This is a genomic window from Aeromicrobium sp. (assembly GCF_032084975.1).
GTDB lineage: Bacteria > Actinomycetota > Actinomycetes > Propionibacteriales > Nocardioidaceae > Aeromicrobium.
In genome coordinates this window covers 1-15883 of record NZ_DAMDLR010000017.1, presented here as the reverse complement: position 1 = coordinate 15883, position 15883 = coordinate 1, and the positions used below count along the sequence as shown (strand labels likewise).

The 15883-nt window shown below is 72.1% G+C and carries 14 protein-coding genes; 7 read left to right on the top strand and 7 right to left on the bottom strand.

The genetic code is table 11. The annotated features are described in order from the left end of the window. Positions 1-5: 5 nt before the first annotated feature. Entirely contained in the window at positions 6-977 is a 972-nt protein-coding gene (locus tag RT323_RS06365; RefSeq protein ID WP_313406030.1) for a sulfate ABC transporter ATP-binding protein, read from the top strand. 7 nt (positions 978-984) lie between these two features. Here RT323_RS06365 and RT323_RS06360 read toward each other — a convergent pair whose 3' ends face one another. Beyond that, the gene (locus RT323_RS06360; protein ID WP_313406027.1) at positions 985-2178 is read right to left on the bottom strand and encodes an MFS transporter; all 1194 of its coding nucleotides are present in this window, start codon (positions 2176-2178) and stop codon (positions 985-987) included. A 100-nt stretch (positions 2179-2278) separates the two neighbouring features. Here RT323_RS06360 and RT323_RS06355 point away from each other — a divergent pair, with 100 nt between their 5' ends. The 3 genes from RT323_RS06355 to RT323_RS06345 are packed head-to-tail and all read left to right on the top strand — an operon-like array spanning position 2279 to position 5409. Beyond that, positions 2279-2851 carry a dihydrofolate reductase family protein gene (locus tag RT323_RS06355; RefSeq protein WP_313406026.1) on the top strand — a complete coding sequence of 191 codons (573 nt, stop codon included), beginning with the start codon at positions 2279-2281 and terminating at the stop codon, positions 2849-2851. Positions 2852-2872: 21 nt separating this feature from the next. After that, complete coding sequence (locus RT323_RS06350; RefSeq protein ID WP_313406024.1) at positions 2873-4339, top strand: gamma-glutamyltransferase; 1467 nt, start codon at positions 2873-2875, stop codon at positions 4337-4339. Positions 4340-4353: 14 nt separating this feature from the next. Further along, on the top strand, positions 4354-5409 hold the full coding sequence (locus RT323_RS06345) for a glycerophosphodiester phosphodiesterase family protein (RefSeq protein ID WP_313406022.1): 1056 nt from the start codon (positions 4354-4356) through the stop codon (positions 5407-5409). Here the strand turns inward: RT323_RS06345 and RT323_RS06340 are convergent. The 3 genes from RT323_RS06340 to RT323_RS06330 are packed head-to-tail and all read right to left on the bottom strand — an operon-like array spanning position 5327 to position 7055. After that, the gene (locus RT323_RS06340) at positions 5327-5596 is read right to left on the bottom strand and encodes a PspC domain-containing protein (protein WP_313406020.1); all 270 of its coding nucleotides are present in this window, start codon (positions 5594-5596) and stop codon (positions 5327-5329) included. The two genes, RT323_RS06345 and RT323_RS06340, sit on opposite strands and share 83 nt — an antisense overlap. Further along, complete coding sequence (locus RT323_RS06335; RefSeq protein ID WP_313406017.1) at positions 5593-5778, bottom strand: hypothetical protein; 186 nt, start codon at positions 5776-5778, stop codon at positions 5593-5595. The genes RT323_RS06340 and RT323_RS06335 overlap by 4 nt, the downstream gene beginning before the upstream one ends. Then, positions 5775-7055 carry a PspC domain-containing protein gene (locus RT323_RS06330; protein WP_313406016.1) on the bottom strand — a complete coding sequence of 427 codons (1281 nt, stop codon included), beginning with the start codon at positions 7053-7055 and terminating at the stop codon, positions 5775-5777. The genes RT323_RS06335 and RT323_RS06330 overlap by 4 nt, the downstream gene beginning before the upstream one ends. A 131-nt stretch (positions 7056-7186) precedes the next feature. Here RT323_RS06330 and RT323_RS06325 point away from each other — a divergent pair, with 131 nt between their 5' ends. Together RT323_RS06325 and RT323_RS06320 are read left to right on the top strand one after the other, a co-directional pair. Continuing rightward, on the top strand, positions 7187-8458 hold the full coding sequence (locus RT323_RS06325; RefSeq protein ID WP_313406014.1) for a PspC domain-containing protein: 1272 nt from the start codon (positions 7187-7189) through the stop codon (positions 8456-8458). Further along, positions 8455-9102 (top strand): response regulator transcription factor, encoded by a 648-nt coding sequence (locus tag RT323_RS06320; protein WP_313406011.1) that lies wholly within the window; start codon positions 8455-8457, stop codon positions 9100-9102. The genes RT323_RS06325 and RT323_RS06320 overlap by 4 nt, the downstream gene beginning before the upstream one ends. Before the next feature lie 104 nt (positions 9103-9206). Here the strand turns inward: RT323_RS06320 and RT323_RS06315 are convergent, their stop codons facing one another. Together RT323_RS06315 and RT323_RS06310 are read right to left on the bottom strand one after the other, a co-directional pair. After that, positions 9207-10394: a N(5)-(carboxyethyl)ornithine synthase gene (locus tag RT323_RS06315; RefSeq protein ID WP_313406008.1), complete on the bottom strand. Its 1188-nt coding sequence runs from the start codon at positions 10392-10394 to the stop codon at positions 9207-9209. A gap of 83 nt (positions 10395-10477) precedes the next feature. Further along, complete coding sequence (locus tag RT323_RS06310; RefSeq protein ID WP_313406006.1) at positions 10478-12622, bottom strand: DUF4185 domain-containing protein; 2145 nt, start codon at positions 12620-12622, stop codon at positions 10478-10480. A gap of 105 nt (positions 12623-12727) precedes the next feature. Between RT323_RS06310 and pcrA the strand changes: the two genes are divergently transcribed. Beyond that, positions 12728-15079, top strand: a complete 2352-nt coding sequence (gene pcrA / locus RT323_RS06305; RefSeq protein ID WP_313406004.1) for a DNA helicase PcrA — start codon at positions 12728-12730, stop codon at positions 15077-15079. A 101-nt stretch (positions 15080-15180) separates the two neighbouring features. Here pcrA and RT323_RS06300 read toward each other — a convergent pair. After that, on the bottom strand, positions 15181-15883 hold a 703-nt coding region (locus tag RT323_RS06300; protein ID WP_313406001.1), incomplete at its 5' end, for a M23 family metallopeptidase.

The following is a 15883-nucleotide window of genomic DNA, read 5'->3' as shown; positions in this document are numbered from 1 at the left end:
CCGTCATGAGCATCGAGATCTCGCAGGTCAACAAGTTCTTCGGCGACTTCGTCGCCCTCGAGGACATCAACCTGTCCGTCCCGACCGGCCAGCTGACCGCCCTGCTGGGGCCCAGCGGCGGCGGCAAGTCCACCCTGCTGCGCATCATCGCCGGGCTCGAGGACGCCGACTCCGGCCGCGTCGTCATCGAGGGTGTCGATGCCACGGGACTGCCGGCCCAGAAGCGCAACGTGGGCTTCGTCTTCCAGCACTACGCCGCCTTCAAGCACATGAGCGTCGCGAAGAACGTGGCGTTCGGCCTGGAGATCCGCAAGCGCCCGAAGGCCGAGATCGCGTCGAAGGTCGACGAGATGCTCGAGCTGGTCCACCTGAGCCAGTTCCGCGACCGGCTGCCGTCGCAGCTGTCCGGTGGCCAGCGCCAGCGCATGGCACTCGCACGCGCCCTCGCGATCGAGCCGACCGTTCTGCTGCTCGACGAGCCGTTCGGCGCCCTCGACGCCAAGGTCCGCAAGGAGCTGCGCGACTGGCTGCGACGGCTGCACGACGAGGTCAACGTCACCACGGTCTTCGTGACCCACGACCAGGAGGAGGCGCTCGAGGTCGCCGACTCGATCGTCGTCATCAACGACGGCCGTATCGAGCAGGTGGGCTCGCCCGACGAGCTCTACGACGCGCCCGCCAACGAGTTCGTGCTGAGCTTCCTCGGTCCCGTCACGCACCTGGGCGACCTGCACATCCGGCCCCACGACATCGAGGTCTCGGTGGACCCGCGACCGGACGCCGTCCACGGCCGCATCACGCGCTGGACCCGCATCGGCTTCGAGGTGCGCCTCGAGGTCACCCCCGTCGCGGGCCGCCAGGCGCCGGTGCTGGTCACGGTGACCCGCGCCGAGGCCGGCGCCCTGGGGTTGCAGCACGGCGACGACGTCTGGCTGCGGCCCACCGCAGGCGCCCAGGCCATCAGCCGCGGGGCCTGACCCGGCGTCAGTCTGCGCGCACCGGAGCCCAGCGCAGGCCCGCGAGGAAGACCAGCAGGCCCGCCGTGGACAGGCCGACGCCGACCAGCGCGGGTGCGGCGTAGCCGGCCCCGGCGGCGATGACGAGGCCACCGAGCCACGCGCCCAGTCCGTTGGCGATGTTGAGGCTCGCGTGGTTCAGGGCGGCACCGAGCATCTCGGCGTCGCCCGCCGCGGTCATGAGGCGGATCTGCAGGCCGATCGCGATGACGCTGCCGAGCGCGCCGATCAGGAAGACGCCCACGAGCGCCGCCGCCGCGACCTCGACGAACGTGTGGAACGCGAGCAGCACGAGCACCGTGGCGACGAGTCCGCCGATGACCTGGCGCACGTTGTCCCAGTCGGCCAGTCGGCCGGCGAGCCACGTGCCGGTGACCGACCCGACGCCGAAGACCAGCAGGAACATCGGGATGGCCCGCTCCGGCAGCTCGACCACGTCGGTCACGATCGGCGCGATGTAGCTGTACATCGCGAACAGCCCGCCGAAGCCGACGACGCCGGTGAGGAAGGCGGCGATCACCGCCGGTCGCCGCAGCGCACCGAGCTCGCTCCTGACGCTGGCGGACGGGTCGCCCGGAAGCGCCGGGACGAAGGCGACGACGAGGACGGCCGCGACGACGGCGATCACGACGACCGCGGCGTAGGCGGCGCGCCACGACCACAGCTGGCCGAGCCACGTGCTGGCGGGGACGCCCGCGACGGTGGCGGCCGAGAGGCCCATCATCACCATGCTGATGGCGCGCCCGCGGCGGCCCGGGGGCACCAGCGACGCGGCCACGAGGGACGCGACGCCGAAGTAGGCCCCGTGCGGGAGGCCAGCGACGACGCGGGCCAGCATGACGGGCACGTAGCCGCTCGCGACCGCGGTCAGCACGTTCCCCAGGGCGATCGCGGCGAGCAACCACAGCAGCAGGGCACGCTTCGGCATCCGTGCGCCCAGGGACACGATGAGCGGTGCGCCGATGACGACGCCGAACGCGTAGGCCGAGATGACGTGGCCCGTCGTCGGGATGTCCCGGTCGATGCTCTCGGCCACGTCGGGCAGCAGGCCCATCGTCACGAACTCGGTCGTCCCGATCGCGAAGCCGCCCAGCGACAGCGCCAGCAGGGCCAGCCCGACGTGGCGCGTGCCGGGCCGGGTCTCGATGCGGGTCGTGGTCACATGAGGATTCAAGGCCACGGGGTGCCCGTCGATTCCCGGCGGCCCGTGCGTTCCTGCTCACTTCTTGCCGCGGGCCCCGCGCACGGTCGAGGATCAGGGCATGACGCGCTTCGTCTTCAACACGGCGGCCACGCTCGACGGCCACCTCGCCGATCCCGACCACTCGCTGGCCTGGCTCTTCGAGGTCGAGGGCGGCACGCCCGACTCAGCCGAGCACGCCGACCCCTTCACGGCCTTCCTGGCGTCGATCGGCGTCACGGTGCTCGGCTCGTCCACGTACGAGTGGCTGCTGCGCGAGACGAACGCGCTCGACGAGCCCGGTGCGTTCACCGACGCGATGTCGGGCAAGCCGGCGTTCCTGTTCACCTCGCGCGACCTGCCCGTCCCCGCCGACGCCGACCTCACCGTCGTCTCCGGCCCGGTCTCGGACCACCTCGACCAGATCCGTGCGCGGGCGGGCGAGTCGGACGTGTGGGTGATGGGCGGCGGCGACCTGGTCGGGCAGTTCGACGACGCCGGCGCGCTCGACGAGATCCAGGTGTCGATCGCGCCGGTCACCCTCGGCGGCGGGCCGCCCTTGCTGCCGCGTCGCATCGGCTCGGACCGCCTCCGCCTCGTCGACGTCTCCCACCGTGGGCAGTTCGCCCATCTCACGTACCGGGTGAGCCGGTGATCGTGCCCGTACGCTGAGCGCGTGACCAGCGTCGCGATCGCCGCCCCCAACACTGCAGCCGCCGACGCGGGTGAGCAGATCGTCCGCGCGGGCGGCAACGCCATCGACGCCGCGCTCGCCGCCGCCTTCGTCACGATGGTCAACGAGGTCGGCCTCGTCTCGCCGAGCGCGGGTGGCTTCCTGACGATCCAGCCGCCCGACGGCTCCGCCCCCGTGACGATCGACGGCTGGATGGACATGCCGGGCCGCGACGTCCCCGAGCGGCTGGGCCGCGCCACGTGGGACGTCGACAGCATCTACGGCGGCGGCGTCGTCATGACGATCGGGCCCGGCTCGGTGGCGACGCACGGTGCCATCGCGGCCTTCGGCGAGGCCCATCGCCGGTGGGGGCACCTGCCCTGGGCCGAGCTGCTCCGCCCGGCGATCGACGTGGCGCGCAAGGGATTCCGGCTCAGCGCCGCCTCGCGCTATTACCTCGAGTACGTGCACGAGTCGGTCTTCGGCTGGGACGACGCCAGCCGGGAGGCACTGCACGGACCCGACGGCCGCCTCGCCGACCACGACCTCGTCGCCGGCGACCTCGCGGACACGTTCGAGCGCATCGCCCGGCTGGGGCCGCAGGAGTTCTACACCGGCGACGTCGGTCGCGCGATCGCCGCGGACGTCCTCGAGCGCGGCGGGCTGATGGGACCCGACGACCTCGCCGCCTACGCCCCCGTCGTCCGTCCTGCGCTCACCGCGCGGATGGAGGACTGGACCCTGGGGACCAACCCGCCGCCGGCCGTCGGCGGCGTGTGCGTCGCGGCGATGCTGCGCCTCATGGCTGGTCACGGACTGACGGACCGCGAGCTGCTCGTGCGGGTGCAGCGTCGCGTGCTCGGCGAGCGCCTGCGCGTCTTCGACCACACCGACGACCTCGAGCGTGATGCCGCCGCGTTCCTCGACCTCGTGGACCGCGACGGCCTGGCGGCGCTGGAGTCGGGGTCCACGGCCCACGTCTCGACCACCGACTCCGACGGCACCGCGTGCGCCGTGACGGTCTCGTCCGGCTACGGCTCGGGGATGGTCGCCCGCGGGACCGGCGTGTGGCTGAACAACTGCCTCGGCGAGCAGGAGCTCAACCCGCGTGGCCTGCACGGTCTGCCGTTCGGCTCGCGACTGCTGTCCAACATGGCCCCGACGGTCGGCCGCCACGCCGACGGCGGCGTGCTGGCGATCGGATCGCCCGGCGCCGACCGGATCACGACGGCGATCTTCCAGACGCTGACGGGACTGGTCGAGGACGGCCTGAGCCTGCAGGAGGCGATCGACCACCCGCGGGTCCACGTGCACCGCGCCGGGATGCCGACCGAGGAGATCAAGGTCGAGGACCCCGACGAGCTGACGATGTACTTCGGTGGCGTCGCGGGGACACTCCTGACGGGCGACGGGCGCCTCGTGGCGGCGGCCGACCCGCGGCGCGACGGCGCAGTCCGGCTGATCGGCTGACCTACGCTGGCGACGTGACCTCCGTGCCCATCGTCATCGCCCACCGGGGCGTCCCGGGCTCGCGACTCGAGCACACGCGGCCCTCGTACATGCTGGGGATCGCCGAGGGTGCCGACTACATCGAGCCGGACGTCGTCGCCACCCGCGACGGCGTCCTGGTGGTGCGCCACGAGAACGAGATCGGCGGCACCACGGACGTCGCGGGGCACCCCGAGTTCGCCCACCTGCACACCACGAAGTTCATCGACGGCGTCGCCCTGAACGGCTGGTTCACCGAGGACTTCACGCTGGCCGAGCTGAAGACCCTGCGCACCCTCGAGCGGCTGCCCCAGCTGCGACCCCAGAACCTGCCGCTCGGCGGCACCGAGCCGATCCTGACCCTCGACGAGGTGATCGACATCGCCGAGGCCGAGAACGCCCGCCGGGGCCCGGGCGCCGAGCCGCTCGGCCTCTACGTCGAGACCAAGCACCCGACCTACTTCCGCTCGATCGGCCACGACCTGAACGACCTGCTGATCGAGGTGCTGGAGCGGCGGGGCCTCAACCACGCGGGTGCCAAGGTGTTCATCCAGTCGATGGAGACGGCCAACCTGCGGGCGCTGCGCGACCGCACGCCGTTGCCGCTCGTCCAGCTCATGGAGCGCAAGGGCGCCCCCTACGATCTGGCGGCGACCTACGATCCGCGCGACTACCCCGCGCTCACGGCGCCGGCCGAGCTGGCCCGGATCGCCGAGTACGCGCAGGGCATCGGCCCGAACAAGAGCCTGGTGATCGCCCGCGCGCCCGACCACACCCTGCTCGACGAGTCCGGCCTCGTGCACGATGCGCACGAGGCCGGACTGCTGGTGCACATCTGGACGATGCGCGACGAGAACAACTTCCTGCCGAAGCAGATGCGGGTCGGCGAGGACAAGGCCGACCCCGGCGACGCGACGGCCGAGCTGCTGGCCTTCTTCGCTGCCGGGGTCGACGGGGTGTTCTCGGACTTCACACGGACGGCGGTGGCGGCGCGGGCGGCCCATCTGTCGTCGGCGGGGTCCACGGGTCCTGCGGAGTCGCCTCGGGCATGAGCAGCCACGCCGCGAGGTAGACCAGCAGGGTCGTCCCGACTCCCACCACGACCAGCACCACGGTGATGATCCGGATGAGCGTCGCGTCGACGCCGGTGTACTCGGCCAGGCCGCCGCACACACCGCCGAGCCACTTGTCGGTCGTGCTGCGGGTCAGCTTCTTCGGTCCGGGGACGGGGTTGGTCATGACTTCCTCCTGAGGGTCAGGGCGATGCCGGCGATGCCGACGAGGATGAGGGCGACCGGGCCGGCGACGACCAGGGCGCCGGCGGAGACCAGCTCCCACTCCAGCGCGGCCCAGGCGGCCACGACGAGGGCGAACAGGACTCCGAAGACGAGCGCGTCCCAGCGCATCGGATGCGTGTTCACCGGTTCATCACCACGATCTCGCCCGCTGTTCCGTGGATCTCGATCTCGAAGGCTCCCGGGGCGTCGGAGGACTTCTCGAGTTGGGGACCCTGGCCGTCGGTGACGCGGTCGAAGACCTGGATCCGGCCGCCGAGCCGCAGCGACGTGTCGACCGCGACGTCAAGGCCGTCGGGCACGTAGACGGTCGTGGATCCCAACCCGTTGCGGATCTCCAGCGTACGGCCGGCGAGGTTCTGCTGATCCGTGACCGACGTGAGGTCGACGACGACCTCTCCGGCACCTTGCTCGATCGCGACCGGGACGGCGGCGGCGACGGTCGGCTCACGCCGCACCTGCCCCGCGTCCAGGTTCGGCAGGAAGGACACCGCGGCCAGGACGGGGACCAGGAGCAGCCCCACCGGGATCAGCGCGCCCGGGTGCCCGACGCGGGTCCCCACCAGCAGTCCGCCGGCGACGATCGCCAGCGCGACCCCCGGGTACACCGCGGCGTCGACGGGCTCGTCGATGACGGACCACAGGGCCAGCGCTCCCATCGCGGTGACGATCGCGGACAGGGTGAGCAGCAGCAGGGCCGGCGACCACTTCTCCCGCGGGGGGCGCGGGGGCACGACCGAGGTCGGCGTGCCGGGCGGCGGGCCGAAGGGAGTGCCCGGCGGCCGGCCGGTCGGCGGGGCCGGGGCGTCGAGGACGGCGGTCGCCTCCCCCGGCGGAACGGGTTCTGTCATCTCGGTGTCTCCTGTCGAGGTCGGGGCGACGGGCTCGTCGGAGGCCGTGGCGTGGGTGGCGGGGGTGCCGTCCGTCGGGGACGGCTCGTACGGGGGCGGCGGCGCATACTGCGGCGGCTGGTGACGGCGGCGTGGGCGCACGACCACGAACCAGTAGACGGCGCCGACCGGTACCGCGATCCAGGCGAAGATCCACAGCTGCCACCAGAACCAGTCGCCCGCACCCCACGCGGAGTCGCCCAGCACCGCCAGGACGGCGACGACGGCGGCCACGATGAGGCCGATCGTCCGCAGCTGCGAGTCGGAGCGAAGGTCGAAGACGTCGCCGAGCACGCTGCGCTGAGCACCCTCGACGGGCACGAGCAACCAGCAGGCGACGTAGAGCAGCGGACCGGCGAAGCCGACGAGCGTCAGCACGACGAAGCCGACCCGCACGATGACGGGATCGATGTTGAGCGCCCGCGCGATGCCGCCCGCGACGCCGGCGATCATCTTCTCGTCGGTTGAGCGGCGCAGGGCATCGAGCTGCGAGCCGGGAGTGGGACTGGTCATGGCACCAGCCTGTCGCGCCCGGGGACCACGCACCATCAGGTGAACCCCTGACCGTCCCCCGAGGCTCCTCGAGGTCGCGCCGGGGTCGCACCTGATGGCGCACGCGCGCGCCTGCGTGTGAGGGTGGGGTCATGACGACCGCCGCTCCTGACGCGCCCGGTGCGGGCCGCGACGGCGGCAGCACCCGCTGCGCCTTCCGTCCCGCCGACGAGCGCATCGTCGCGGGCGTCAGCGCCGGGCTGGCGGAGCACCTCGGACTCCCCGTCCTGTGGGTGCGCGTCGGCTTCGTGGTCGGCACGTTCGTCCACGGCGCCGGCCTGCTCGCGTACCTGCTGTTGTGGTGGTTCCTGCCGCTGCAGGCGCCGGTCGACTCCCCGGGCCTCGCGTCCGCCCGTCGGCGGGGCCTGCGCTCGGGCTCGCGCGGGCCCGCGCCGCTCGAGATCGTCCAGAGCGCCGCGATCGCCGCGATCGGCCTGGGCGTCCTCGGACTGATGTCGTTGGGCAACGGGTGGCTCCAGGGCTGGATGCTGCCGCTGCTGCTGGTCGTCACGGGGGTCGCCGTGGTCTGGCGACTGTTCGACGACGCCACGTGGAACTCATGGCTGCGCCAGACCGAGGGCCCTGCGTCTCTGGTGCGGCTGCTGGTGGGCGTGAGCCTCATCGGCCTCGGCGCGGTCTACGTCCTGACGGTCAACCGCGGCTGGTCCGCGGCTCTGGACTTCGGCGCGGCCCTCGCGATCGCCGTCGCGGGCGTGGGCCTGATCCTGGGGCCCTGGATCCTCGGCCTGTGGACCGACCTGGGCGAGGAGCGCCGTGAGCGCATCCGCTCGCAGGAGCGCGCCGACGTCGCCGCCCACCTGCACGACTCCGTGCTGCAGACCCTGGCCCTGCTGCAGAAGAACGCGGACGACCCGGCCACCGTCGCCACCCTGGCCCGCAGGCAGGAGCGCGAGCTGCGCGACTGGCTCTACGGTCGGCAGGACCAGACCGCCACGTTCGCCACCGGTGTCCGCGACCTCGCCGCCGAGGTCGAGTCGAACCACCGTGTGCCGGTCGAGGTCGTCACCGTGGGCGACGCACCCGTCGACGAGGCCCTGCGCGCGCTGCTGGCGGCCACCGTCGAGGCGATCGTCAACGCCGCCAAGCACTCCGGCGCCGACCGGGTCGACGTGTTCGCCGAGCGACTCGGCGCCGGAGACGACGACCGCATCGAGGTGTTCGTCCGCGACCGCGGCACCGGCTTCGACCCCGACGCCATCCCGGCCGACCGCCTCGGCGTGCGGAACTCGATCATCGGCCGCGCCGAGCGCCACGGTGGCACCGCCCGCGTCCGCAGCGACGAGGACGGCACCGAGGTCGCCCTGACCATGCCTGTCAGAACCCCACCGAGGGAGAGCTCATGAGCATCCTGTCCGTCCTCGTGGTCGACGACCATGCGATGTTCCGCACCGGCGTGCGAGCCGAGCTGGAGCGGCTCGGCACCGGTCGGGTCGAGGTCGTCGGCGAGGCCGAGGACGTCGACTCGGCCGTCGAGGCCATCGCCCGGCTGCGACCCGAGGTCGTCCTGCTCGACGTGCACCTGCCCGGTGGCGGCGGTCCCGAGGTGATCCGGCGGACGCACGCGGGCACGACCACGTTCCTCGCGCTGTCCGTCAGCGATGCGGCCGAGGACGTCATCGGCGTCATCCGGACCGGCGCTCGCGGCTACGTCACGAAGAACATCTCGGCGACCGAGCTGTTGGACGCGATCGACCGGGTCGCGGGCGGCGACGCGGTCTTCAGCCCTCGCCTCGCGGGCTTCGTGCTGGACGCGTTCGCCGGCACCATCGAGGTCGCCCAGGTCGACGAGGACCTCGACCGGCTCACCGAGCGCGAACGCGAGGTGATGCGCCTGATCGCCCGCGGCTACGCCTACAAGGAGGTGGCCAAGGAGCTGTTCATCTCGGTCAAGACCGTCGAGACGCACGTGTCCAGCGTCCTGAGGAAGCTGCAGCTGTCGAGCCGCCACGAGCTGACCCGCTGGGCCAACGACCGCCGGCTGATCTGACCCGCCGCGTTGCCCCCGCCGCACCGTCTCCACTTCTGGACGCAGATTCACCTCGTTCGGCTCGTTCGAGGTGGACCTGCGACCGAAAGTGGGACGAGGGGCGGTCAATCGTGCGCGAGCGCCGGGTGCGGGTACGTCTCGGCGCGGTCCTGGAACGACAGGATCGCCGGGTTCACGACGACGCCGTCGCGGATCTCGATCGCTCGGGACACGACCGGCACGCCGTCCCAGCCCGCCGGTCCCGCCATCACCGACCCGAGGTGGGGAATCAGGGCAGAGCTGATCTCCCACGTCGCCGAGTCCCACAGCAGCGACGGACTGTGGTCCACCGCGTAGTAGAGGACGTGGTCGCCCACGAGGAACGTCGGCTCGTCGAACGTCGTGGGCCGGGCCCAGCTGAAGCCCATCCCCTCGTCGCACGACACGTCGACGATGATGCTGCCCGGCGCCATCGCCGCCAGGCCCTCCTCGTCCAGGAACGTCAGCGGCGCGTCCGGGTCCTGCAGCACGCAGTTGACGAGGACGTCGTCGTCCGCGAGGAACTCGGCCACCGGCACGAGCCCGTCCGACGTCAGGCACCACAGGCTCGCGGGGTCGTCGGCGCCACGCTCGAGCTGGACGATGTCAGTCCCGTGGATCGGTGAGCCGACCGCGGCGACCTCGCGGTTGGTCAGCACCCGGACGTCGGAGATGCCGTGGGCGTTGAGCGCGGTCACGGCTCCGCGAGCGGTGGCCCCGAAGCCGATGACGGTCGCCTTCATCCGACGGCCGTAGGCCCCGGTGCGGCCGGCGAGCTGAAGCGCCTGCAGCACCGAGCAGTACCCGGCCAGCTCGTTGTTCTTGTGGAAGACGTGCAGGGCGAACCGGCCGTCCTCGGCCCACAGGTTCATCGCCTCGAACGCGATCAGGGTGAGGCGCCGCTCGATCGCCACCTGCGTCAGCGCCGTGTCCTGGACGCAGTGCGGCCAGCCCCACACGATCTGTCCCACGCGCATCTGCGCGAGGTCCTCCGCCTGCACCTTCGGCAGCAGGATGACGTCACAGTCGGCGATCAGCTCCTCGCGAGACGCGATCCGTCCGACGTGGGGCCGGAGCTCGTCGTCCGAGATGCCGAAACGCTCGCCGTAGCCCTGCTCGAGGTGCAGGTACGGGCGCAGGTGCGCGTCGATGGCCGCGAGGTGTCGCGGGTGGATCGGCAGGCGGTGCTCGTTCTCCTTGCGCGAACGGGCCAGGACGCCGATGGAGAGCGGAGCCGCTTCTCGCGGCGAGGTGGTGTCGGCCGGGTCGGCCATGGGGAATCCCTTGATGGGGGACCTGAGAGGTCCCGATGCTCGAGCCTACGCCGTCGTTCGCGACGAGCGGCCCAGCGCGCTGATCAAGGCAGGTCGATCCGCAGGAACTCCGGCCGGTAAAGACTGGGGTCGTCCTGGATCCGTCCGGTCTCGGTGGTGTTCCTGCTCACCGAGACGACCATCGTGCCCGGCTCGGGCAGCAGCTCGGGGTGCGCCAGCGGCATGTACCGCAGGAGCGAGCCCGTCGAGGGGATCTCGGCGAGCGGCTCCCCCGCCGTGAACGGTCCGGTCGGTCCGGGTGCGGTCCACAGCACGAGATCGGTCCCGGCGAAGTCGTCGCGCTTGCTCAGGGCGTACCAGGTGTCGCCGTCACGGAAGACCGAGAAGGTCTGCGAGACGCCCTCGTCCTGGTCGATCAGCGTGGCGGCGCGCTCGGGGTCACGCTGCCACCGTTCGCCGTCCCAGTAGCGGAACGCGCGCAGGTCCGTGGCGTCGGTCAGCTTCACCCGCGCCACCGAGACGCCCCAGCCGAACCCGGGGGTGGAGCGGCTGGTGCCGTACAGGTAGACGTGGTCGCCGACGACGGTCGCGGCCGCGCCCCACGTCGGCCGCGAGACGTCGGGATCGTCCGGGCCGAGGTCGACGACACGCTGCAGCACGGGCGGCTGGCCGGGGTCGACGCGGAACACGGCGATCGCAGGTCCGAGGTTGCGGAAGCCGAGCGGCTCCTCGTCCTCGAACTGCTCGACCCGTTGCACCATGACGCCGACGAGGTCGGTGTCGTGCAGACGGACGGCGGCGATCGACATCGGCCAGTACCCCACCCCGTCGGCGCGATCGGGGATCACCGCGGCCCGGTCGCGACGCTGCAGGACGCCGGCACAGCCCTCGCTGAAGACCAGCATCGAGTTGCGCACCATCGCCCGCTGGGCGTAGTCGGGCCGGCGCAGGGTGTCGCCGAACACCATCAGCACGCGCTCGTCGACCAGGCGGGTGCTGGCACCCACGTCGCCGCCGACGAAGCCCGAGACGTCGCTGACGGTCTCGATCTGGCGGTTGAGCTCGCCGACGTCGCGCGGCTGGCGGAACGGCTGGCACGTCACCTCGAGCGCGGGATCGAGGTTCGTCGTGGTGAACGCCGGGACCGCCGGCGCCACGACGAGCGCACCCACCGCACCGACCGCCACGAAGGTCGCCAGGACCGGCCGCCGCCGCAGCGCCGGATGGTACGAGCGCAGGGTCGGCCGCGACTCGACCGCGGTCGCGGCCGCCAGGGTCGCCACGAGTCCGAGGACCGTCCATGCCGTCATCATCAGCACGACCCGTTCGGTGCCCGCGCCCTCGAAGTAGGCCAGTCCGCGGATCGCCCACGTGGCCGCACCGGGAGGCAGCCACGCCAGCAGCGTCGGCCACACCACCGGCAACGGCGTCAACGGCCACGCCCCGATCGCTCCCGGCACCCCGAGTGCCGACCCGGCGAGGGCGAGCGCCAGGCCCAGGCGGCCGAACCAGGCGATCAGCGCCAGTGTCACGGCCCCGACGCCGACCACGACGAGGGTGCCGAGAGCGGCCAGCGACCAGAACGGCGCGTCGAACCGGTCGACCACGGTCTCGCTGATGACGGCTCCGCCGACCCCGGCCACCGCGGCGCCCCCGGCCAACCCGGCGAAGCGCAGGACCACCAGGCGACGCCCGGCGGACCTGGCCCCGAAGACGTAGCTGAGCAGCGCCGCGAAGACGACGCCGAGCAGCGCCCACGCGACCCCGAGCCGGAACGGGCCGACGCCGTGCGGATCTCGCTCGCCCATCGCGATGCGGTCGACCACCGCGACGCTCTGCCCGCTGGCCGCGAGCAGGTCGGACACGACCTCGGTGACCTTCTCGGCCTCGGCCCGGCCCGCCGCGCTGGCCACCCACAGGGTGTGCCGGCTGTCGTCCCCCATCAGCAGCACGGCGGAGGTCCTGCGGTCACGCAGGCTGTCTTCGGCGACTTCCTGCGACGCGCTGATCCTGGCCGCGAGCGGGTGGTCCGCCGGGCCGTTCAGCGCGTCGCGCATCGTCTCGGCGTCGGGCATGGGGCCGACGACCGCCACGGGGATCTCACGCGGGGCCGCCTGGGTGAGACCGGGGATCTCCGACGCGGGGTCGACGCGCACCAGCACCACGGTCAACAGCATCGCGACCACGAAGCCGAGCGCGGTCAGGCCGACTCCCCGCACACGCAGCATGGCCTCACCGTAGCCGCGCACACTCGTGCCGACGCGCCGGGCGGGCCACCCCCCCGCACCGGCGCCACCTGCCTGTCGGACCGCGCGACTAGGCTGGATCCCGCGATGACCCTGCCTTTCCCCGTGCCCTCCGCCCGCCCGTCCCGCCCTGCTCCGGACGGTCCCGACGCGACCCCGGCGAAGCGCCGCACCGCGCGGTCGGACGAGCTGCTCGAGGGGCTCAACGACTCCCAGCGCACGGCGGTCTCGCACACCGGCGGGCCACTGCTGGTCGTCGCGGGTGCCGGCTCGGGCAAGACGCGCGTGCTGACGCGGCGGATCGCGTGGCTCATCGCCGCCCGCGGCGCCCACCCCGGGGCGATCCTGGCGATCACCTTCACCAACAAGGCCGCCGCCGAGATGCGCGAGCGCGTGGCCGAGCTGGTCGGTGGACGCGCCCGGATGATGTGGGTCTCCACCTTCCACTCGGCGTGCGTGCGGATCCTGCGCCGCGAGGCCGACAAGCTCAGCTTCACCTCGTCCTTCAGCATCTACGACGCGGCCGACACCCGCCGGCTCATGACCCTCGTGTGCAAGGACCTGGGTCACGACCCCAAGAAGGTCAACCCGCGCGCGGTGCTCAACTGGGTCTCGAACCAGAAGAACGAGCTGGTCGACCACGAGGACGCCGGCCGCAAGGCGGCCAACGCCACCGACGAGACGTACGCGCAGTGCTACGCCGAGTACCAGCGCCGGCTGCGCGCGGCCAACGCGATGGACTTCGACGACCTGATCATGAACACCGTGCACCTGTTCCAGGGCTGGCCCGAGGTGCGCGAGACGTACCGCCGCCGGTTCCGGCACGTGCTGGTCGACGAGTACCAGGACACCAACCACGCCCAGTACTCGCTCATCAAGGAGCTGTGCGACGAGGAGTCCGATCTCATGGTCGTCGGCGACTCCGACCAGTCGATCTACGCCTTCCGCGGCGCCACGATCCGCAACATCCTCGAGTTCGAGAACGACTTCCCCGACGCCGACACCGTTCTGCTCGAGCAGAACTACCGCTCGACCCAGAACATCCTCGCCGCGGCCAACGGGGTGATCGCGCGCAACCCGGGCCGCCAGGACAAGAAGCTCTGGTCGGCCGAGGGCGACGGCGAGCAGCTCGTCGGGTACGTGGGCGACGACGAGCGCGACGAGGCCCAGTTCATCGCCGACGAGATCGATCGCCTCTCCGACGAGGGGATCGCCTCTCCTCGCGACGTGGCGGTGTTCTACCGGACCAACGCGCAGAGCCGTGTGTTCGAAGAGGTCTTCATCCGCGTCGGGCTGCCCTACAAGGTCGTCGGCGGGGTGCGCTTCTACGAGCGCAAGGAGGTCAAGGACGCCCTGGCCTACGTGCGCGTGCTGGTCAACCCGCGCGACGCCGTCTCCATCCGGCGCGTGCTCAACGAGCCCAAGCGCGGCATCGGCGACCGGGCCGAGGGCGCGCTCGAACGCTTCGCCGCCCGCCATGGCATCAGCTTCTGGGAGGCGATGACCCGCGTCGACGAGATCGACGAGCTGGCCACCCGCTCGCGCACCGCCATCCGCACCTTCGCCACCACGATGGCCGAGCTCATGGAGCTGGCCCGCTCGGGCGCACCGGCGGACGCGGTGCTCGAGGCCGCCCTGACGAAGTCGGGGTACCTGACGGTCCTGGAGAACAGCACCGACCCTCAGGACGAGACCCGGGTCGAGAACCTGGCCGAGCTCGTCGCCGTCGCGCGCGAGTTCGTCGCGTCGGCGTCCACGCTCGACGAGGCCGACGACCCCGAGGACGCGACCGACCCCCTCGACGAGGTCCCCGTGGCCGCCGGCTCGCTCGACGCGTTCCTCGAGCAGGTGGCCCTCGTCGCCGATGCCGACTCGCTGCCGGACTCGGAGGACGGGGTCGTCACGCTGATGACGTTGCACACCGCCAAGGGCCTGGAGTTCCCGGTCGTGTTCCTGACCGGGCTCGAGGACGGGGTCTTCCCGCACCTGCGCTCGCTGGGTGATCCGGCCGAGCTGCAGGAGGAGCGCCGGCTGGCCTACGTCGGCATCACCCGCGCGCGCGAGCGGCTCTACCTGACCCGCGCCACGGTGCGCTCGGCGTGGGGCGCCCCGTCGTACAACCCCGCGTCGCGCTTCCTCGACGAGATCCCGGCGACCCTGGTCGACTGGCGCCGCGAGGCCAGCGCTCCCACGCAGTGGGCACCGCGGACCCCGGCGGCCTCCTTCAAGTCCTCGACCGTCGCCGCGCGGTCGAAGAAGCGCAGCACGGCCGAGATCGTGTCCCTGTCCCCCGGCGACCGCGTCACCCACGACAGCTTCGGGCTGGGCACCGTCGTCACGCTCGAGGGATCGGGCGACAAGTCGGTCGCCAGCGTCGACTTCGGCTCGGCGGGGGTCAAGCGGCTGCTGCTGCGCTACGCCCCGCTCGAGAAGCTCTGACGCGGGACCCGCGTCAGCAACGCCGCCACCCGGTGATCGAGTGACGGCGAGCTTGCGAGACGTGGTTCCGAGATCACGAGGACCTCACGACGGCGACCCGATCAGGGGTTGACGCCGTGCGCCTGCAGCATCGCGTACGGATCCACCGCACCGCCGCCGGGCGCGTGCACCTCGAGGTGCAGGTGCGGGCCGGTCACGTTGCCGGTCGAGCCGGTCGCGCCGATGACGTCACCGGGAGCCACCTGGTCACCCACCGAGACCTGGACCGAGCTCTGGTGGCAGTACCAGATCTCGGTGCCGTCAGCGAGCGTGATGATCGTGCGGTTGCCGTAGGCACCCTCGTAGCCGGTCGAGGTGACCGTGCCGGCGGCGACGGAGACCAGGGTCGAGCCCGAGGGCCCGGCGAAGTCCAGGCCGGTGTGGCGGCCGCTGCTCCAGTAGCCGCCGCCCTGGCCGAAGCGGGCGGTGATGCGGTAGCCGACCACCGGGATGACCCACTGGTTACGGGCGATCTCCGCTGCGCGGGACGCGTTCTTCTTGTTGACCGAGGCCTTCAGTTCGGCCAGCGCCTTGATCGTCTGCTGGGCCTGCATGGGCTTCTGAATCGCGAGCTCGCGGTCGTAGTTGCGCGAGACGTCGACCGCGTTGGTGGCGTTCGCACCCACGTAGCTGTTGGCCAGCGCCGCGTCCGCACCGGCCAGCAGGCCCGGCGACGTGAGGCTGACGGAGCCGACGGCGGCCACGAGCAGGGCGGCGGCACCGGCCAGCAGGCGCGTCCGGCCGGACGTGCGCGCGGCGCGGTTC